The 19,468-nt window shown below is 44.1% G+C and carries 14 protein-coding genes; 1 reads left to right on the forward strand and 13 read right to left on the reverse strand.

The window, feature by feature from the left end; translation table 11 throughout:
* Positions 1–75: 75 nt before the first annotated feature.
* The 9 genes from ACFGVS_RS06985 to ACFGVS_RS07025 form a co-directional block, all read right to left on the reverse strand.
* Complete coding sequence (locus tag ACFGVS_RS06985) at positions 76–3,291, reverse strand: efflux RND transporter permease subunit (protein ID WP_274213019.1); 3,216 nt, start codon at positions 3,289–3,291, stop codon at positions 76–78.
* Between the two features lie 151 nt (positions 3,292–3,442).
* Positions 3,443–4,579, reverse strand: a complete 1,137-nt coding sequence (locus tag ACFGVS_RS06990) for an efflux RND transporter periplasmic adaptor subunit (protein WP_090648054.1) — start codon at positions 4,577–4,579, stop codon at positions 3,443–3,445.
* A gap of 337 nt (positions 4,580–4,916) precedes the next feature.
* Positions 4,917–5,522 (reverse strand): TetR/AcrR family transcriptional regulator, encoded by a 606-nt coding sequence (locus ACFGVS_RS06995; RefSeq protein ID WP_274213018.1) that lies wholly within the window; start codon positions 5,520–5,522, stop codon positions 4,917–4,919.
* A gap of 198 nt (positions 5,523–5,720) precedes the next feature.
* On the reverse strand, positions 5,721–6,221 hold the full coding sequence (locus tag ACFGVS_RS07000) for a DinB family protein (protein ID WP_439698020.1): 501 nt from the start codon (positions 6,219–6,221) through the stop codon (positions 5,721–5,723).
* Positions 6,222–6,361: 140 nt separating this feature from the next.
* Entirely contained in the window at positions 6,362–6,799 is a 438-nt protein-coding gene (locus ACFGVS_RS07005; protein ID WP_439698021.1) for a DUF5990 family protein, read from the reverse strand.
* A gap of 384 nt (positions 6,800–7,183) precedes the next feature.
* On the reverse strand, positions 7,184–7,933 hold the full coding sequence (locus ACFGVS_RS07010; protein ID WP_439698022.1) for a menaquinone biosynthetic enzyme MqnA/MqnD family protein: 750 nt from the start codon (positions 7,931–7,933) through the stop codon (positions 7,184–7,186).
* Positions 7,934–7,948: 15 nt separating this feature from the next.
* Positions 7,949–8,566: a histidine phosphatase family protein gene (locus tag ACFGVS_RS07015; RefSeq protein WP_439698023.1), complete on the reverse strand. Its 618-nt coding sequence runs from the start codon at positions 8,564–8,566 to the stop codon at positions 7,949–7,951.
* A 123-nt stretch (positions 8,567–8,689) separates the two neighbouring features.
* Positions 8,690–9,886 (reverse strand): aminofutalosine synthase MqnE, encoded by a 1,197-nt coding sequence (mqnE, locus tag ACFGVS_RS07020; protein ID WP_439698024.1) that lies wholly within the window; start codon positions 9,884–9,886, stop codon positions 8,690–8,692.
* A 199-nt stretch (positions 9,887–10,085) separates the two neighbouring features.
* On the reverse strand, positions 10,086–10,607 hold the full coding sequence (locus tag ACFGVS_RS07025; protein ID WP_439698025.1) for a hypothetical protein: 522 nt from the start codon (positions 10,605–10,607) through the stop codon (positions 10,086–10,088).
* Between the two features lie 393 nt (positions 10,608–11,000).
* Between ACFGVS_RS07025 and ACFGVS_RS07030 the strand changes: the two genes are divergently transcribed.
* Positions 11,001–12,116: a trans-sulfuration enzyme family protein gene (locus ACFGVS_RS07030; RefSeq protein ID WP_439698026.1), complete on the forward strand. Its 1,116-nt coding sequence runs from the start codon at positions 11,001–11,003 to the stop codon at positions 12,114–12,116.
* A gap of 70 nt (positions 12,117–12,186) precedes the next feature.
* Here the strand turns inward: ACFGVS_RS07030 and ACFGVS_RS07035 are convergent, their stop codons facing one another.
* The 4 genes from ACFGVS_RS07035 to ACFGVS_RS07050 all read right to left on the reverse strand — a co-directional run bounded on the left by ACFGVS_RS07035 (position 12,187) and on the right by ACFGVS_RS07050 (position 19,137).
* Positions 12,187–13,236 carry a PmoA family protein gene (locus ACFGVS_RS07035; RefSeq protein ID WP_439698027.1) on the reverse strand — a complete coding sequence of 350 codons (1,050 nt, stop codon included), beginning with the start codon at positions 13,234–13,236 and terminating at the stop codon, positions 12,187–12,189.
* Between the two features lie 6 nt (positions 13,237–13,242).
* A complete protein-coding gene (locus ACFGVS_RS07040) occupies positions 13,243–14,598 on the reverse strand; it encodes a Gfo/Idh/MocA family protein (RefSeq protein ID WP_439698028.1) in 1,356 nt (451 codons plus the stop codon).
* A 219-nt stretch (positions 14,599–14,817) separates the two neighbouring features.
* On the reverse strand, positions 14,818–15,678 hold the full coding sequence (locus ACFGVS_RS07045) for a sugar phosphate isomerase/epimerase family protein (RefSeq protein WP_439698029.1): 861 nt from the start codon (positions 15,676–15,678) through the stop codon (positions 14,818–14,820).
* Positions 15,679–15,693: 15 nt separating this feature from the next.
* The gene (locus tag ACFGVS_RS07050; protein WP_439698030.1) at positions 15,694–19,137 is read right to left on the reverse strand and encodes a ThuA domain-containing protein; all 3,444 of its coding nucleotides are present in this window, start codon (positions 19,135–19,137) and stop codon (positions 15,694–15,696) included.
* Between the last annotated feature and the right edge of the window lie 331 nt (positions 19,138–19,468).

Consider the following 19,468-nt stretch of genomic DNA (forward strand, 5'->3'; position numbering starts at 1 on the left):
GAGTCAAGAATCAAGACGGCTTCAACAACTTTTTAAAGTTTTGATTCCTGGCTCTTGATTCTTGATTCTCAAAGATTAATTATTCTGTAGTTCCAATTTTTTAGGGTCAATTGCGTGCCCTTTTTTGTGGCCTGGCCCGTCACCGTTCAGCACGGCCAATGGTACACCGCTGATTCGCTCCTGTAATCCCTGGAATATCACAAACAATACCGGGATGATGAACAATCCTAAAATTACTCCTGAAACCATCCCTCCGGCTGCACCTATACTAATAGAGTGGTTACCTTGTGCTGATGGGCCTGTTGCAATACTCATCGGGAATAAACCGAATACAAAAGCCAGTGACGTCATGATGATTGGGCGTATCCTCAGCCTTGCAGCTTCAATTGCCGACTCAATTAAACCATGCCCCGCTTTTCGACGCTGTACCGCAAACTCCACAATTAGGATGGCATTTTTGGCCAGCAAACCGATGAGCATGATTAAAGCTACCTGTACGTAAATGTTGTTTTCGATACCGGTTAAACCTAATACCACAAACACACCTAAAATACCTGTTGGGATGGAAAGGATAACTGCCAATGGCAATATATAACTTTCATATTGTGCTGATAATAAGAAGTATACAAACACCAAACAAAGCATAAAGATAATAGCCGACTGACCGCCCGAAGCAATCTCCTCACGGGTTTGACCAGCAAACTCATAGGCAAAGCCGGTAGGCAATTGTTCCTGTGCTGTTTCCTGTATAGCTTTAATGGCATCACCAGAACTATAACCCGGTTTTGGGATAGCGTTGATCTCGATAGAGTTGAACAGGTTATAACGTGAAGCCGTTTCTGAACCATATACGCGGGTTAATTTAACCAGTGTATTGATAGGCACATTTTCGCCGGCTTTATTTTTAACAAATACCCGGTCAATTGCCGAAGGATCTGTTCTGTCCGCAGTATCAGCCTGCACTACCACGCGGTAGTATTTACCAAAGCGGTTAAAATCTGACGCCTGTGCAGTACCAAAATACGCCTGCATAGTTTGTAAAATGTCTTTAACATTTACGCCCAACTGACCGGCCTTTTCGTCATCAATTTCTAATTGCAACTGAGGATAATCTGCTTTATAAGATGTAAAGGCATAAGCTATTGCTGGTTTCTGCATCAGCTTTCCTATAAAATTATTGGCAACACCACTAAATTTATCCAGCTTACCGTTGGTTTTATCCTGCAATACCACATCCAAGGCTTCTACGTTACTAAAACCTGGCACCGTTGGAAAACTGAACACAAAGAAAGTACCGCCAGGTATGCCGCCTAATCTTCCTCTAACAATGTTCTGTATCTCGTCAATATTTTTAACTGCTCCCCGCTGTTCATTTGGTTTTAATAACAGGAAGATTACACCGGCAGATGGACTGCTGGATTGGGTTAAAAAGTTAAAACCAGACAATGCGGTAACAAACCTTGCCGACGGTAAAGTTTTCAGCTGATCTTCGGCTTGTTTAAAGATTTTGTTGGTACCGCTTAATGATGTACCGGATGGCGTGCTAACAGCAATGGCCACAAAGCCCTGGTCTTCAGTTGGAATAAAGCCCGTTTTTGTTCTGTTTACCAGGTAAACGGTAGCTGCTATTACCAGCACCAACCCGCCTATGCTCAGCCACTTTTTACGGATAAGGAATTTTAAGCCTCCTACATACCTGTTGGTCATATAATTAAAACCACCATTAAAGCCTGCATAAAATTTATCTACAAAGCCTTTTTTAGGTGCGTCATGGCCATCTGCGCTATGCTTGTTCTTTAAAAACAATGCTGCCAGGGCCGGGCTTAAGGTTAACGCGTTTACAGCCGATATAATAATAGCTATAGCCATAGTTAAGGCAAACTGCCGGTAAAATATGCCTGTTGAACCTACCATGAAACTAACCGGTAAAAACACCGCAGCCATAACCAGCGTAATAGATATAATAGCACCTGTAATTTCGTGCATGGCCTCGGTAGTTGCCGCCTTAGGGGTTAGGCTTGGGTCGTGTTCCATTTTGGCATGCACGGCCTCCACCACCACAATAGCATCATCCACCACAATACCTATGGCCAGCACCAGGGCAAACAGGGTTAAAAGGTTAACCGAGAAACCAAACAGGTTCATGAAGAAGAACGTACCGATAATAGCCACCGGAACAGCTATGGCTGGGATCAAAGTAGATCTGAAATCCTGCAGGAATATAAACACTACGATAAACACCAATATAAAAGCCTCCACCAATGTATGCTCAACCTGGTCAATTGACTCATCAAGATCGGTTTTGGTACGATAAAACTGATTGTATTTGATACCCGCCGGGAAATCTTTAGATAACTTAACCATCAGCTTATCAATCTCAATCTGAATTTGGTTGGCGTTTGAGCCCGACAACTGTATGATACCAATAATAATACCGTCGTGCCCGTTCAGGTTACTTACGCTATTATAAGAATAGGCGCCCAGTTCAACACGGGCTACATCTTTTAAATGCAATACAGAACCATCTGCGTTTGCACGGATAGCGATATTCTGATATTCCTCTGGTTTGGTAAGCTTACCTTTATATTTAATTACATATTCAAATGCCTCGTTACTGCGCTCACCAAATTTACCAGGCGCGGCTTCAAGGTTTTTGTCCTGTATAGCTGCCATTACTTCGGCGGGTGTAACTTTGTAAGTTGCCATTTGCGCAGGATTAAGCCAAACACGCATAGAGTAATCCTTAATACCACCAAATATACTGGCCGAACCTACACCCGTTATACGTTTAATTTCGGGCACAATGTTAATCTGTGCGTAGTTGGCTACAAAGGTCTGATCGTATTTTTTAGGATCTTCCGAATAGATGGCCATAGCACCAATGAAGCTGTTTTGCTGTTTGGTTGTGGTTATACCATATTGAACAACCTCGGCCGGTAACTGGCTTGTAGCCTGCGAAACACGGTTTTGAACGTTTACAGCTGCCTGATCGGGATTGGTACCCTGTTTAAAGTAAACGGTGATACCCAATGTACCATCGTTACTGGCGGTAGATGTCATATAGGTCATATTTTCCACACCGTTAATCGCTTCTTCTAATGAAGGCGTAACAGAACGTAAAATAGTCTCCGCATTAGCGCCCGGGTAAACAGCAGATACCAATACCGCCGGAGGGGCAATATTCGGAAACCGCTCCAAGGGCAGTTTTGTTAAACCAAGTACCCCTACTATCACCAATAATATGGAGATAACGGTTGAAAGTACCGGTCTTTCTATGAATTTTTGAAACATGATTTTAATTTTTTATTTCGGATTTCGGAAGTGCGATTTCGGATTTATTAGACGCCACCTATCATTTCGTAATTGAACGATACAAACGGCTACCAATTAAACCTTTCACCTTTGGCATTTAGCCTTTTACCTAAATCCTAACTCTTGATTCTTATTTATTAACTACAGCAGCAACCTTATCGGTAGCTTTTTGAGGTGCTATTACCATACCTTCGGCTAAGTGGTCCATGCCGCTTAGTACAATTTGGTCGCCGGCTTTAAGGCCATCTTTAACCAGGTAATTTTCGCCGCTTTTACCTACAATGTTGATAGGTACTTTTTTCACTTTATTGCTATCGGCAAGGGCGAAAACAAACACCTTATCCTGCATTTCGACAGTAGCCGACTCGGGCACTATCAATGCATCCGTATGTTGTAAGCTTAAACGTACTTTACCTGTATTACCGGCACGTAACAAACCATCGGGATTGGCAAAGTTTGCTCTGATGGTAATAGCGCCTGTGTTTTTATCAAACTGGCCGTCTATTACATCTATTTTACCTTGTTTGGCGTATTGGCTGCCATCGGCTAATAGTAATGATACGGTAGGCAAGTGCTGTAGTTTCTCTTTTAAAGTAGTACCGGGATACTGTTCTTTAAAGGCTACGAAATCTTTTTCGCCCAAAGAGAAATAAACATGCACATCATGCACATCAGACAGTTGGGTTAAAGCTTCCACGTCCTGCGGAGTAACCAGGCTTCCCTGCTTCTTCAGTAAACGACCGATATAACCGCTAACCGGTGCTTTTATTAAGGTATAGCCTAAATTAATTTGCGCGGTTGACACATTTGCCTTAGCCGATTCGATATTGGCTTTAGCAACCTGCAGGCTGGCTTTTGCGGTTTTTAACTGGTAATCAGATACTACCTTGTTTTCAACCAGCGGTGTAAGCTTGTCAACTTCAAGTTGCGCGTTACCTGCTGCTGCTTCGGCCGCGTGTAAGCTGGCCAGGGCGTTGTTTAAGGCTGCGCGGTAAGGCTGCTCATTTATTTTAAATATGGGCTGGCCGGCGCTTACAAAAGCACCTTCGTCAACAAATACCTTGTCTAAAGTACCGTTTACCTGCGGACGAACTTCTACGTTAACGGTACCTTCAATAGATGCAGGATATTCCTGGTAAGTAGTTTGTGTGCCCGATGCTATTGCGGCAACAGGTAGTGCCGGCGGTGGCGGTGCCTGCTGCGTTTGCGGCTTGGGCGAGCAACCATATAATGTGAGTGCTAAAAGCGCTAATGGGATAATTTTCATGATACTTAATTTTGAGGGTGATAGATTGTGATTCATTTTGTTGCCTTGCGGCGGGTAGATATATGTTGAGTTAATTGTTTTCATTGCTGAATTGATATATGTATGATTTTTATTGAAATGATAACCTTTGTTTTTAAGGCTATCGGTGGTGATTACTAACTGAGCTAACGTTTTGTAGCTAAATAGTTGCCGCGTTTTGTGTTTGATGACTTAACACTGTTTAGTAACGCTATGTAAAAGTTGATATCCATAGTTGTTTTATTATTTATTTGTTATTGAGTTTACTTTTATTTAACACTGTTAAATTATTTAACGATGTTATTTTCGAAGCAAAAAATTACTCAGGTTTTATCGACCTGATGATACCGGTAATGGCATCCATTAATACCTGGCGATTGATATCGTCTGATGAACCGCGCCGCAATAAGTTGATAGACACCAACCCATGTACAACAGACCAAAAAGTGTAATATTTAGTGCAAATAACATCCGATTCGGGATTGTCGATACGCATCACCTTGCCAATTACATCGGTGAACAAATCCCATGGCATCACAGATTCTTCCAGCTTGTTTATCTCGTCGCAACAGCAATTGGTAGTAACGCCAAACATAATCTGGTAAAGCTCTTTGTTGGCAAAGGCGAAATTCCAGTAGGCAAGCCACATAGCCTCCAGTTGTTTTTCTGGCAGCAAGTGTTGTTCGTGAGCTGTCCTAAGGTCTTTAGCTAATAATAAGTAACCTTTGCGGGCAAGTTCCAGCAAAATAGCTTCTTTATTAGCGTAATATTCATATATGATAGGTGCGGTGTATTCAATTACATCGGCAATTTTACGCATACTTAAAGCCTGCCATCCCTCCTCTTTAACAATCTGGAGCGCGGCATCCAGGATATTGATCCTGGTTTCGTCTTTTAAGCGTTGAATACGTTCTTTACTGGCCATTTTATTTACGCCTTAAATCATTTAACAGCGTTAAGCAAATATACAGCTGTTTATTTAGGCATAGTACCATCCATTTGTCAAATTGAGATCATGGAATTGTCAGGAGGAAGCCCCCTAACCCCCTAAAGGGGGAACTTTTTGATTTGCGAAGAGGCTTTTCTTAAAGCCTCCCCTTCAGGGGAGGTTTGGAAGGGCTATCTACTTTTTCACCAAATAGGCCAGTTGCCCCATGTGGTAGCCCTGGTGAACGGTTCTGTTGATGAGGATATTCAGTTTGTTGCGATGGGGTTCTTTTGCAAAATCTTCGGCAGGGATGGCGCTGTGTTTGGTAAACCAGTCTTCGGGCTGCATGGCATCAAATTTTTGTTTGAGGGTGGTGTTTACGTTGTGCCAGGCAGCTTTGATATCGGCTATCGGCGGTTTTTCCAGCCCGGAGGTATCGGAGTTTTTCAGGAAGATCTCATCCAGCTGCGGGTAAAGCCGCTCGCCAAGTTCTAAATAGGTAAAAAGGCCGTCGCTTACCGCGGTTAAATGCCCTAAAAGATAGGTGCCGCTATTACGGTCGGGCGCTGTGAAGCCGGCAATTTGCTCGTCGGTTAGTTTATCAAGCAACGCGTTAAGGCGGGTGTTTTGCAACTCCCAGTTTGATATGGCTATTTTAATGAATAAAGCGGTGGTTGTTTCCTGTTGAATTTCCATAATGGGATTTATTTTGATAAATATAAGGTTGTGTCACCGATAAATTGACGCTTATTCTTCAGCCCAATGTCACAAGTTGTAAGTACAGAAAAGAGACAGCTTTATGACTTCCGACTTAATGCCGTTGACTTAACAATAGATTATTTTGAAACTACCTGCCAGCCGTTAAATGGCTTTACCGTGGCGCAATTTGGGCTGCCGTCTTTGGCTGTTCCGGCTACGTTTGTTTTAAGCATTAACGCCGCATCTGCATTTAGCTGATCGATGATCTCCCAGGTTATTCCCGCCATCGGAATTTTGAGCCTCCTGTTCCAGGGGCTAACCTGCCCGGCCAGCGTGCCGATATCGAGGTAAATAAAGTTGCCCATGTATGGGCCTTGTATAAATGGCCCGCCAAATCTTGGCGAAGCATCTTTAAGCCTGTCGCCTTTTGTGGTTACCGTTAAATAAAAATTCAGGTCGCCCGAATCAGTTTTTTGGATTTGTACAGTTTCATATTTATTGCCCGATCCCTTTTGTAAACCAAAAGCTACCCCGGCAGTAGGTTTTTCGAGGATGATATGAAGCGATAGTTCCATGGTTTTATCAGATTTTGGTTAGTATCAATAAACAACGGTTAAGATACTGAAATCGCGAACTATATCTTTGATCTCTAAGCGTGATTTTGATATCATTCAATTTGTCTGAACCTGGATTAAGCAGATTCTTCAGATTTTTTGGATTTTAATTTTCTGTGAGAAAGGATCTGTTTTCAATAATCGTGGCCATCCCATAATCTGATAAATCGCGGTTCAGATAAAATCGTTTAATGTGTCCCTACATCATTCAATTTGTCTGAACTCGGATTAAGCAGATTCTTCAGTTTTTTTGGATTTTGATTTTTTTCACGGCCGTGAAACAAGCTATTTTTAAAAATCTGTGAAATCCAAAAAATCTGTTTAATCCGAGTTCAGACCAAACGTTTAATCGTTCAATCGCTTTATGTAATCTAAAAACATATACAACGCCTTCTTCTTCTCTTCGGTTAAATCAAAATCAATTTTTACCATCAGGTAATCAACTATATCAAAGTCATTGCGCATAGGCAGTTCTTTGAACAATTCTTGCCTATGGTCGAGGCCGTATTTAAGGGCGGCGTTAAATTCCTGCATAAAATCATGCGGGATTGGTTTGTTGGCTATCCAGCCTGCAAACATGAACGGCAGGCCGGTAAACTTTTGCCATTCTTCGGCCAAATCATATACATATTTATACTGGTCTTTTTTGCCAAAGGTACGGTCGCCAATTTGAACAAAAGCTGCATCTGGTTCGGTCGACAGGCCGTAGTTTGCTGCACCCTCAATTAACTCCGGACTTATTTTCCAATAGTTTTTAAGCAGTACACGCGCCAGGTTGTTAGATGAGCGAGATTCGGGATCAAGCTGCAGGTATTTAATATCGTGTACCGGGCAATTACTAAATATAAAAACCGAGTTTACCGCGCCTACGGCACCAATGCAGTAATCGGATACTATTTCCCAGTTGGGCAGGCTTAACGTGGCCGCCACGGGGATAAGGCCGATATCCGCCACGTCATCAATGAGTTTTTGGGCACAATCAGTCGGGGTGTCAAGGCTTAGTTCTATTTTGTCTACAAAACCGGTATGTTGAAGGCCGTATATAAAGGGTTTGGTATTAGTGTAGCTTACTGCTGATATTCTGATCTTTTTCACAAGAAACGTTCTCTTTCAGGATTGTTTTAAATGTTCGGCATTGTTAAAATCTACAATGGCAAATTGTTGGCCATCATAAACAACTTTGTATAAAACCAAATTTTGATGCGGAAAGTTATCCATTTCGCTTAGTGGCTTGCCGGTTAAAATACAAAGCAATAAACGCATGGCGCGGCCATGCATGCAAACCAGTACGGTTTTTTCTTCGGGATGGCTCATGATCACCTTCAAAGCCTCGCGCTGACGGATCTCTACTTCGTTAGGGCTTTCGCCGCCTTCAAATTTACTATCCAATTTTCCATCCAGCCAATCGCGCATAATTTGCAAAAAGGCTGCTTTATTTTCCGGCGTGGGCAGCTGACCTTCATGAATACCCCAGGCCAGCTCATCAAGGCCCGGAAGCTTTTCAAATGGCAATCCCCCATCCAAAAAAGGCTGAATACTTTGCTTTGTACGTTTTAGCGCAGATATATATGCTTTATCGAAAGGTACATCTTTATAAGCCGCAAAAAACAGTTGTGCCTGTTTGCGTCCCTCATCGTTCAGGTCGGTATCAACGCCCCTGCCCTGGATAATTCCCAATTTGTTGTATTCGGTTTGGCCGTGACGTACTATGTATAAGGTTTTTTGCATCTTTTAGCTGAAAGCTGAAAGCATAAGGCTTAAAGCTTTGTTATTGTTGTCGTATTAATTATGTTGAAAGCACAATGTTTCTCCTTCTTTTTTGCTTTCAGCTTTTAGCCTCCTGCTTTAAGCTTAGTTTATTACCGGCAGCTTGTAATATTGCGGCTTGGGCTGGGTTTCAGGAAATTCAAAATCATTGTAATCGGTAACTACATTATAAAGCGTATCGCGCTCAATAGGGTACCTGCCTACATGTTTAATCAGTTCCACCAATTGTTTGGTGCTCATGCCGGGGTGTTGCTCTTCGGCACCTGCCATCGAGTAAATTTTGGTGGTATCGTCAAGCGTACCGTCAATATCATCTACTCCAAAATTAAGCGAAAGCTGCGCCGTGGTACGGCTAATCATAGCCCAATAGGCTTTAATGTGATCGAAATTATCCAGGTAGATTCTCGCGACAGCATAATTACGCAAATCTTCAACAACAGTTGATTCAGGCACATGCGACATCTGGTTATCCTGATTGCGAAATTTCAACGGGATAAAAGTTTGGAAACCGCCTGTTTTATCCTGCAGCTGGCGTAAACGTTCCATATGGTCAACCCGGTGATGGAACTTTTCGATATGACCGTAAAGCATGGTGGCGTTTGAGCGGCCGCCCAACTTATGCCATTCCTCGTGTATGGCCAGCCATTGGTCGCCGGTACATTTATCTTTTGAAATCAGATCACGAACCTCGGGGTGAAAAATCTCGGCCCCTCCGCCCGGTATCGAGCCTAAACCGGCCTCCATCATCAATTTCATACCAGTAGCATAATCAATTTTGGCCTTTTTAAATATGTAATGATATTCAACCGGCGTTAAAGCTTTGATGTGCAATTCGGGGCGATGCGCCCGGATGCGGCCGAAAAGTTCCTGGTAAAAAGGCACATCGTATTGTGGCAGCACGCCGCCAACTATATGTACTTCGGTTACCGGTTCACCGTCGTATTTGGTCACCATGTTAAACATTTCGTCCATGGTATACTCCCAGCCTTCTGCCTTTTGTTTAAGCAGTCGCGAGTACGAGCAAAATTTGCAATCGTAAACACAAAGATTGGTAGGCTCGATATGGAAATTACGGTTGAAATAAGTTTTATCACCGTGACGCTTTTCGCGAATGTAGTTAGCTAAAACACCAAGATAACCAAGATCGCCCTGCTCATATAACGTAACACCTTCATCAAAGGTGATCCTTTCGCTGCGCTGTACCTTTTCGGCAATATGCTTTAAATCAACAGGCAGGTCGGGATTTTGTAATAATAACTGTAAATTATGCTCAGCTTCCATTCAAAAAACTTTGAACAAATGTACTAAAAAAGCGGAAAGCTTAAAGCCAAAGGCCTAAAGCAAAGGGCATCTTTACAATAAGATTATGAGGGGGGGAAAGCTTAAAGCCGAAGGCTGAAAGCAAAAAGCTAATTGGGGAAAGCCGAAAGCTAAAAGTATTTTCCTATCAGCTTTCGGCTTTAAGCTTTTTGCCTTCGGCTTACAAAGCGGTTATGGCTGTAATGCTCATCCCTCTAAAGCAATCGTCGGCGCAATTGCGCGGCACATAACCACAGTCGGAAATAAGGCCGTTGTTTTTTGCTTCAAATATGATATCATTGGTTGCGGCATCAGCCTTAAGCCATTCGGTACGGGCTTTTAAGTAAATGTCATCTATTGTAAGCGCATCGGCTGCATCATTTGGATGCGTATTTATAGTGGCAGCATCTTCATGCCAGGTTTTAACGGTATCTGCCTTATTGGTACCGTCGTTACGGGATTGTACTTTAATGTAATCACGCGATACTACCTTACCATTACTTACGGCTACTTTGATAGTAACACCAAAACCTACCCACGAACCAAAAGATGTTGTATAGGAATATGAGTTTTTGCTGCTGTTTTTGAAACTTATCCAGGCTTTGTAGCTGGCATCGTATTCGCTTTGTTTGGCGATGTTTTCTTTTTTACAGGCAGTAGCCGATAGTAGCAGGATGATAGTGAGCAGGTGCAGGTTTTTCATATTGTTTTTTTAACAATTACGCAAAATTTAAACAGCCCGCTACATTCGGGATCAAAAATAATTCCGGGTGCTCGTAAAAGAAAACCTTGAACGCCTGCACCAAACGGTTTATCCCGCGTGTTCCTCTTTCCTGTTATTTAACCATGCGCCGGCATATATATTAGCGTAGTACAGCCCATAAACAAACATGGCGCCAATTAAGCCCCCATCTAAGTATGGATGAACTAAATGATACGATAACGGATAAAAGTATTTGATCACCAAATTAACCAGAGCATAAACGAATAAAACAATAGATGCCATGGGGATGCCTCGAATATTCATATTTAATTTTTTTACCCTAAGATAATATTATTGTAAATTGGAATACTAAGTTTGCTGCAAATATTTTTCATGAAAACTGAAACGATAGCCATACACGCAGGCAACCATGTAGACGGATCATCAAAAGCCGTGATACAACCTATTGTTATGTCGACCACTTTTGAGCGTAACGAAGATGGTAGTTTTCCAGGCGGGCATATTTACAGCAGGGCATCGAACCCTAACCGGGCCTTGCTTGAAAATGTTATAGCCAAATTAGAGGGTGGCGCCGATGCAGCGTCATTTTCATCGGGTAACGCGGCGGGCATGTCGGTATTTCAGTCGCTGGCTCCGGGTACCCACATTATTTGCCCCGATGACATGTACCACGGTTTGCGTAATCAGCTTAAAAACCTCTTTGCGGGTATTTTAACCTTTGATTTTGTTGATGTTAATGATATAGAAGTCTTAACCCAACACATCAGGCCCGAAACCGGGGTGATTTGGGTTGAAACGCCATCAAACCCACTGCTCAAGATCACCGATATAAAAAAAGTGGTTGCCTTTGCCAGGGCGAACAACATTAAAGTAGTGGTTGACAATACTTTTGCCACTCCTATTTGCCAGCAACCATTGGCTTTGGGCGCCGATATGGTAATGCACTCGGCCACTAAGTACTTTGGAGGCCACAGCGACCTGATGGGCGGCGCATTAATTACCGCCGGGAAAAACGATTGGTGGGCCAAAATACGCCAGGTACAGGAAATGGGCGGCGCTATCCCCTCCCCAACCGACTGTTTCTGGCTGGTACGCAGTATTAAAACCCTGCCCTACCGTGTTAAGGGCCATGTTCACAATGCGCAATTGTTAGCTGAGTTTTTAGAACGGCACCCCAATGTAGAACAAGTATTATATCCCGGCCTGCCATCACATCCGCAGCATGAAATTGCTAAAGAACAGATGCTGGCCTTCGGCGGCATGCTATCATTTATTGTTAAGGGTGATGAAAATGATACGCACAATATCATCAATAAATTAAAAATATTTACCAGGGCAACCAGCCTGGGAGGTGTTGAAAGTTTAATTGAGCACCGTGCAACGATGGAAGGCCCAGATACAAAAACGCCATTTAACTTATTGCGGGTTTCAGTCGGGTTGGAACATATTGACGATTTGGTGGAGGATTTGAAGCAAGCCCTGAGTTAAGGCTTGCTTTTACTGCCATATGCATTTAGCGAGACGCCTGTCCGCGCGGTTTGTCGTAATAAATTAAAAATCATTTCTTCCCATATTCTGCTGCCATCTCATTAAGCTGCCCGCTGCTGATGGTTTGCCCGCCATTACTGATAACTACACGAAAACGAAAAGTCACCGCCTCGCCTTTATTTAAATGCAAATTCTTTGCCGATTTACCATTCGTAAAAATCTTCTCACCTAAAGGGTTAGCCGCAAATAAGCCATAACCCCTGGCATGCCAAAATGTGGGATAATTAGGATTTTGAGGATGATCTATAATAGCGATACTTACCGAATCGGCACCCATTTTACCGTAAACCTTGCACCATACGCCGCGGCTGCTCCAGGCATCGTTACCTGTTTTGCCAGCGCTGGTTAAGTAATTGCCGTTGGCCACTTTATCGGTGCCGGCTTTAACTATGGTTACATTGCCTTTATCGTCGGTAAATTTTTGGTCTTCAGTAGCAGGCATCTGCAGGTCATGAGCCAGGCGCAGGCCAAGCAGGCCGTCTTTAGCATCGGTAAAAGTTGCATCCACACTGGCTTTTAGTGTAGTAATACGATCTATAATGCGCTGATTGGCTGTTCCGCTGAATTCAAAACGGGTGGTTTCTTCTAAAATGACATCTTTTTGCTGGTTAGTCCAGTTCGCGTGGTACGCCAATACGCCGGTTGTGCCGCTTTTGGTTTCCAGCACCTTGTCGGTACGGATCCATCCGTACAAATTCTTCTTCTCTTTATGAATCGCGTAGGAGTTATTCCAAAAATCCAGTCCGTTCAGGTTTTCAAAATTAAACCAAAGGCCTATGTGATGTGGATGGTCGGTTGGATCTCCGGGTTTTGGATCAAGTGGAAAGCCACGGGTAACAACAGTGCCATTAGCTGTGCGTAAAGGATATAAAACCGGTTTCTCAAGACTATCAGGGTACAGGAAACTTGTAAACGGCTTACCGCCGATAAACACATCTACCTTACGTTCCTTTTTTGACTCTACAACCTTTACCGGCTCGCTTTTTTGAGCGGCTACACCTGTGGCAAAAGCTATTGAGGCTATCATTAAACCTGTTTTTTTTAAAGTATTTATCATCATTACTTATCAATATTTAAAAACTTTACCGTTTGCCATTACTTCCTGGGTGCTTTCATCAAACGTTGCCTTAACACCGGTGTGTACCGCCGCATTGGTCATGATATTGGCAATAGAATGGCTGTACCCAGCTTCCACCGGTGCATTGGGTTGCTTACGGCTGCGCACGCATTCCATCCAGTTGCGCACATGGTTTGAAGTAAGCACATCGCCGCCGGTGTTAGCCGATGCTACAACCTGTTGTGTATTTGCCAGGCTAATCTCGGGCAGCAGGTTAGCTTTCATGCCCATGGCCGCAGCCATTTTTGCCGTGAGCCCGCCATTTGGCGATACCTTATTGGTGATCAGGTTCAATTCGCCTCCGTTGGAGTAATATATCTCGGCGGGATGTTCATCTCCGTTATGCATGCGCGAACCAAAGGTAACCTGGAAACCGGTTGACAGATCATCCAGCGGACCATAGTCAAAGGCTGCCAAAATGGTATCCCAGTTGCGACGGCCATCTTTCCACATATAAATACCGCCGTTGGCAACAACGCTGCGCGGGTGCTTCAAACCGGTAAACCAGTGCACAGTATCAATCTGGTGGCTCATCCACTGGCCGGGCAATCCGGAGGAGTATGGCCAAAATAAGCGATATTCCAAATATTTGCGCGGATCGAAAGCCTCATATGGCCGGTTCATGATAAAGCGTTTCCAGTCGGTATCTTCTTCTTTTAACTTACTAAGTAATTCGGGCCGGCGCCAGCGGCCTGGCTGGTTAACGTTCCAGGTAAGCTCGACCATGGTAATAGGCCCAAACTTACCCGAGCGGATAAAATCATTGGCAGCGTGATAATTATCCCCGCTCCTGCGCTGCGATCCTATCTGCACTATTTTTCCAGATTCCTTAACGGCCTTAAGCGCCGCGCGGTTATCCTCCATAGTTTCGGCAAATGGTTTTTCCACATACGCATCACAGCCTGCTTTAACAGCCTCAATGGCATGGCGTGCATGCTGAAAATCGGCCGTACTAATAAATACCGCGTCGACGGTTTTGCTATCGTACATCTCCTCGTTATTGCGGTAGGCCTTTACATCGCTTTGCATTTTTTCTTTCCATACAGCGGCACCTTCTTCGCGGCGGTTTTTCCAGATGTCGGATACGCCAACCACTTCGAAATTAAGCTCTTTATAATGATTCATGAAGCTGGGGATGTGCGAACTTTTATGCCTGTCGGAAAAGCCGACAACACCAACCCGAACACGGTCATTAGCACCAATAATGCGTTTGTAGCTTTTGGCGCTCCACGCGTTTTTAGTGATCAATACGCCTGCTCCTGCTATAGCAGCCTGTTTTATAAATGTACGACGAGAGTTTTCCATACTGTAAGGTTTACTGTTTTTTCAGTGTAGATATAAATTGGTTTAAATAGCGGTTTGTGGTGCCGCGATATCAAATATCGAAGAAATACCGCATAATGCATTATTCTTTTTTGTAAGAAGCGTATTACAATGTATAAGGTGAACAAGCCGGCTAATGCCCCGGATATAACAATAAGTACTTCACTATCAAATTTTTATCCTATTAAAACCTTTCACGACCTAATATTTTAATCCTTTAATATATTCAATAGTAACAGGAATTTGCGTTGCGTACGATGGGCTTTCATCCTCAATAAAATAATGCCTTACGCCCGCTTTCCTTGCTGCTTTAAGCACCGCCGGGATATCGATTTGACCGGAGCCAAGGGCTACATCGTTTTTAGTATCGGTGCCCCCGGTAAGGTCATTGGCTACGCCTTTGCGAATATCCTTAAGGTGCATCAGTTTAATGCGGGTTGGATATTTTTCTATCAGCTTAGCCGGGTCCTGCCCGCCGTGGAACGACCACAACAGGTCGATCTCGAATGATACATACTTTGGGTCGGTATTTTTAGCAATATAATCAAACAGGGTTCCGTCCTCGTAAGGGCCAAACTCATACCCATGGTTGTGGTAGCAAAATGTAATCCCGGCTTCTGCAAGGTATTTGCCAACTGTATTAAAATCAGTAACGGCTTTTTTGGCATCTTCCAGGTTAAACTCCTTACCATGCGGAATCCAGGCTACCATCACATATTTGGCGCCTAACGCTTTAGCCTGTTTCACCACCTGGGCCGGGCTTTTCACTATATCATCATACCCTGCTCCTATCGACGGAATGCTGATTCCTCTCTCGTTACAAAGCTTACGGAAAGCTTCGGGCGTCATGCCCTTGGGTTCCTGTCCTTCCAGTTCGGTTATGCCCATTGCTTTAATGGTATCCAGTACGGATATTGTAGCTTTAGACATACTGCTTCGGAAGGTATAGGCTTGTACACCTATTTTACCGACAAAAACCGGTTTGCCGCTTTGAGCAAAAGCATTGGAGGTTAATAAGCCTAAACCTACACAGGCGTTTATTATAACTGATGATGTTTTCATATGTGGTGTTTTGTATTATTGACCGAAGCGAATATCGCTTAATTTAAGGATGCCATCATTTGGTTTGGTACGTTTAATGGCAAAAACAAATACATTGTGTTTGCCGGTAACCTGCTTTTGCACATCGCCGCTTAACCAGGCTAGTTTATCCCAACTGCCGGTATCGCCATAAGTTGCCAAACAAATAACGGGGCCTGCCTGTGAATCCATCCGCACTTCAATCTCGCCATCAACACCCTTCGATCCGTATTGGAAGCTCATTTTTTTGATATCGGTTAAATCCACATCCCTGAACAACACAAACGATTTATGGTTACCCAGCGACAGATCGTCTTTAAAACGATTGAATCCTTTTAATTCATCAGCATAAACTGCTTTTACATCGGCATTGCGTAAAGTTACCACATCGGTGCCTGTAAGCGGACCAACCACCTTACCACCTTTATCTGTATAGGATGCAAACAGCGTGTACTGCCCGCGCGGCTCAGCGTCGCTAAATTTCAGGTTCAGGCTACCAGTAAGCGGTAAAGGCGTTGCTTTGCTTTTTCTATCGGTTAATGAAAATATGTATTTCACAATCTCTTTGGTATCGGCCGCCGAAAGCTGCGGGTGGGCGCTCATGACATGCTCGGTTCCCCAGCTCCCTGCGCCACCTGCTATGATTTTTTTGGATAGCTTATCAACCGATCCTTTTTGTGTTTTATACCGGTTGGCTATCGCTATAAAACTTGGCCCTACAGCGGTCTTATTGGCCAGGTGGCACGATTTACAATCGCTATTGGCCATCAACGCCTTGCCGGGATAGCTTATCTCGTTGGCCGACAAAGCAGCCAGGCTTTGCACCGTTTTACCATCGGTTGACGGCTGCGGGTTATAGATGTAAAATAACTTCACCCGTTTAGGGTCTATCTTACCGTCTTCTTTATCCTTCACCACCACATGGTATTTAAAGGGCTGCCCTTTTTGGATGAATGATTTGTTACCAGTGCCGGCAATGGTAACCACCGGCCGGGTATTGCCAACCCTCACTATAATGGTATCACGCCCTGTAGCACCGCCTTTATCGGTAACTTTTAAAATAGCCTTGTAAACACCCGGCTTAGTATAGGTATAGCTTGCCGAGGCGGTTGCAGCGCCCACCGTTTTACCATCAAACAACCACTGATAGGTTATTTTATCGTCATCATCCAAATCTTTACTATTCTGGCTGTTAAAACCTACGGTTAGCGGTGCCTGGCCTGATATCTCTTTTTTTACGGGCATTTCCTTCAACTCGGCAGTAAGGTATTTGGTATGCTGGTAGTAGGCTTGCATAGCGGTATCGGTAATACCGGCTTTGGCAATTGGCGCGCGGTTGCCGGTGTTGTATTCAATTTTCACCAGGCGGGCATCTTCATTTTGCGCACCGTACACTGATCCATATTCCAGCATATATAAACCACCGTCCGGGCCAAATTGCATATCAATAGGCCGCCTGAAATCGCCATTGGCGGGCATAAAAGCTTCGTTGCGTATATAGTTTTCGTTTTCATCAAACGTGAGGCTTATTACCCAGTTGCGCATCCAGTCGGCAACAAATAATTTACCGTCGTAATAATCAGGGAACTTATTGGGATTTTTAACATTGGCATTATACTTATAAAAATCGCCACCTATAGCGCAGCGCCCGCCTAATCCCAATTCCGGAAACTCATCCGATGCAGCGTAAGGGTACCAGATCATGGCTGGCGTAGCCGGTGGCAATACACTTAAGCCGGTATTATTGGGCGAGTTATTTACCGGGCGTTTAGGATCAAACATTGGCCCCGGTGTGCCCGTAACAAAATCCCAGTGCGAGTAGGCAAAGTTGTTGCCCACAAAATACGGCCAGCCAAAGTTGCCTGCCTTGCGTGCCTGGTTAAACTCGTCATATCCACGCGGACCACGTGGCGAATCGTTACCGGCATCGGGCCCTATCTCGCCCCAGTATAAAACCGAGGTATTGGGATTCACCGCAATGCGGTATGGGTTACGGCAACCCATCACATAAATCTCCGGTTTAGTTTTGGCCATGCCTTTGGGGAAAAGGTTTCCTTCGGGTATGGTGTAAGTGCCATCAGCCTCGGGATGAATGCGCAGTATTTTGCCTTTAAAGTCGTTGGTATTGCCTGCGCTACGTTGGGCATCCAGGCTAAAATGCTCTTTCCCGGGGCGTTCGTCCAGCGGTGCGTAACCATCGGCCGGGAACGGGCTCGAGCTATCGCCTGTAGACAGGTATAGGTTACCGTTTTTATCCCAGGCCAATGAGCCGCCGTGGTGTGCGCCGCTTACTATTTGTACCGGCACTTTTAACAAAACTTTTTCCGATTTCAAGTCGAGCACGTTAGCCGGGCTCAATTTAAAGCGTGAGAGCTGGAAGTTTAACGGCTCAACGGTTTGTCCTTCGGGCATGTAATAAATATATACAAACTGGTTAGTTTCAAAATTTGGGTCAAGCGTTAGGCCAATAACCCCGGTGCCTCCCTGGTAAGTGATGGGGAATTTATGGATCACTTTAAACTGGTTGGTTTTGGTATTATAAACTGAAAAATTACCCATCAGCTGGGTAAAAAATACGCGGCCATCTTTAGCCGTAGCCAGTTCCATAGGCGATGCCACGTTACTAACCAATACCGTTTTAATGAAGCGGGTTTGATCGGGCGATACTTTAGCGTATGCTTTACCGTAATCCAGCGGTTTGCCGTTGCCCATGGCATATTTAATGCCACCAAGCATCTGCCCTAAAAACAGCGGATCGCTATAGCTTTCATCAGTATGCCCGCAGCCAGTGTAAAATGAGCGGCCCCCATCAAACTCATGAAACCAGGTGATAGGATGGTTTGCCCCATTGGTACCCCCATCGTAGGTATTTTCGTCAAGGCTGGCCAAAATATGTATCCCGCTATAGATGGATTTGTAGTTGTACCACTCGTCGGTACGCTCCCATCGGGCAGGCAAACCGGCCGTTATCGGGTTTGTACGGTCGGTAACATCTATAGTAGCCGTACGGATATTGGAATTATTGGGATGGCTTGAAAAATAAGCGCCCACCAGTTTACCATACCATGGCCAGTCGTACTCGGTATCGGCAGCCGAATGGAAGCCTGCATATCCGCCCCCGGCCTGTATGTACCGCTCAAACGCTGCCTGCTGCGCGGCGTTAAGTACATTGCCCGTGGTACATTGAAATATAACGGCATCGTATTTTTTAAGATTCTCGTCGGTAAAAGCTTCAGAATTGGTTGTGGTATCAACATCGAAGTTGTTTTCTTTACCCAGCTTTTGGATAGCGGCGATGCCAAACGGGATACAGGAATGATGCCAGCCTAATGTTTTTGAGAAAACCAGCACATGCTGCCGCGGAACAGGTTTTTTAAACGAATACAGCCCAAAACTGAGCCCTATCAATAAAATACAGGTGAGTTTTAATTTTAATGACATGAGTTGAGAGATTTAGTTGATGCACATTTTGTTGCCAATAAGCCCGCCGGCAATAACCCTTAAAAGCGCTGCAAGAATGGGCTGATAAGGCCCGGTGATAAATATGTATTATGTAACGGTAAAAAAGTACCGGCTAACTAATTGGTTCAACAATATTAACGATTTAGCAAACCACTGTGTAATAAATACACCCTTATTTCGCTCTCGCGGCGCATTGTAAATGAATTGTTACCCTTGGTTTGCTGAAACGATTTACAACCTGTCGTAAACTACCCTAAACTTTGTCGCATACTGCTATTTGCGCAATTAGCCCCTGGTGTTAAATTTGAAT

It is taken from the genome of Mucilaginibacter sediminis (assembly GCF_051903035.1).
GTDB lineage: Bacteria > Bacteroidota > Bacteroidia > Sphingobacteriales > Sphingobacteriaceae > Mucilaginibacter.

Excerpts from the sequence above, each read along its gene's own strand:
- ACFGVS_RS06995 (WP_274213018.1), bottom strand. The coding sequence starts at position 5,522 with ATGGCCAGTAAAGAACGTATTCAACGCTTAAAAGACGAAACCAGGATC.
- ACFGVS_RS07005 (WP_439698021.1), bottom strand. The coding sequence starts at position 6,799 with ATGGAACTATCGCTTCATATCATCCTCGAAAAACCTACTGCCGGGGTA.
- ACFGVS_RS07040 (WP_439698028.1), bottom strand. The coding sequence starts at position 14,598 with ATGGAAAACTCTCGTCGTACATTTATAAAACAGGCTGCTATAGCAGGA.
- ACFGVS_RS07015 (WP_439698023.1), bottom strand. The coding sequence starts at position 8,566 with ATGCAAAAAACCTTATACATAGTACGTCACGGCCAAACCGAATACAAC.
- ACFGVS_RS07045 (WP_439698029.1), bottom strand. The coding sequence starts at position 15,678 with ATGAAAACATCATCAGTTATAATAAACGCCTGTGTAGGTTTAGGCTTA.
- ACFGVS_RS07030 (WP_439698026.1), top strand. The coding sequence starts at position 11,001 with ATGAAAACTGAAACGATAGCCATACACGCAGGCAACCATGTAGACGGA.
- ACFGVS_RS06990 (WP_090648054.1), bottom strand. The coding sequence starts at position 4,579 with ATGAAAATTATCCCATTAGCGCTTTTAGCACTCACATTATATGGTTGC.
- ACFGVS_RS06985 (WP_274213019.1), bottom strand. The coding sequence starts at position 3,291 with ATGTTTCAAAAATTCATAGAAAGACCGGTACTTTCAACCGTTATCTCC.
- ACFGVS_RS07000 (WP_439698020.1), bottom strand. The coding sequence starts at position 6,221 with ATGGAAATTCAACAGGAAACAACCACCGCTTTATTCATTAAAATAGCC.
- ACFGVS_RS07035 (WP_439698027.1), bottom strand. The coding sequence starts at position 13,236 with ATGATGATAAATACTTTAAAAAAAACAGGTTTAATGATAGCCTCAATA.
- mqnE (WP_439698024.1), bottom strand. The coding sequence starts at position 9,886 with ATGGAAGCTGAGCATAATTTACAGTTATTATTACAAAATCCCGACCTG.
- ACFGVS_RS07050 (WP_439698030.1), bottom strand. The coding sequence starts at position 19,137 with ATGTCATTAAAATTAAAACTCACCTGTATTTTATTGATAGGGCTCAGT.
- ACFGVS_RS07025 (WP_439698025.1), bottom strand. The coding sequence starts at position 10,607 with ATGAAAAACCTGCACCTGCTCACTATCATCCTGCTACTATCGGCTACT.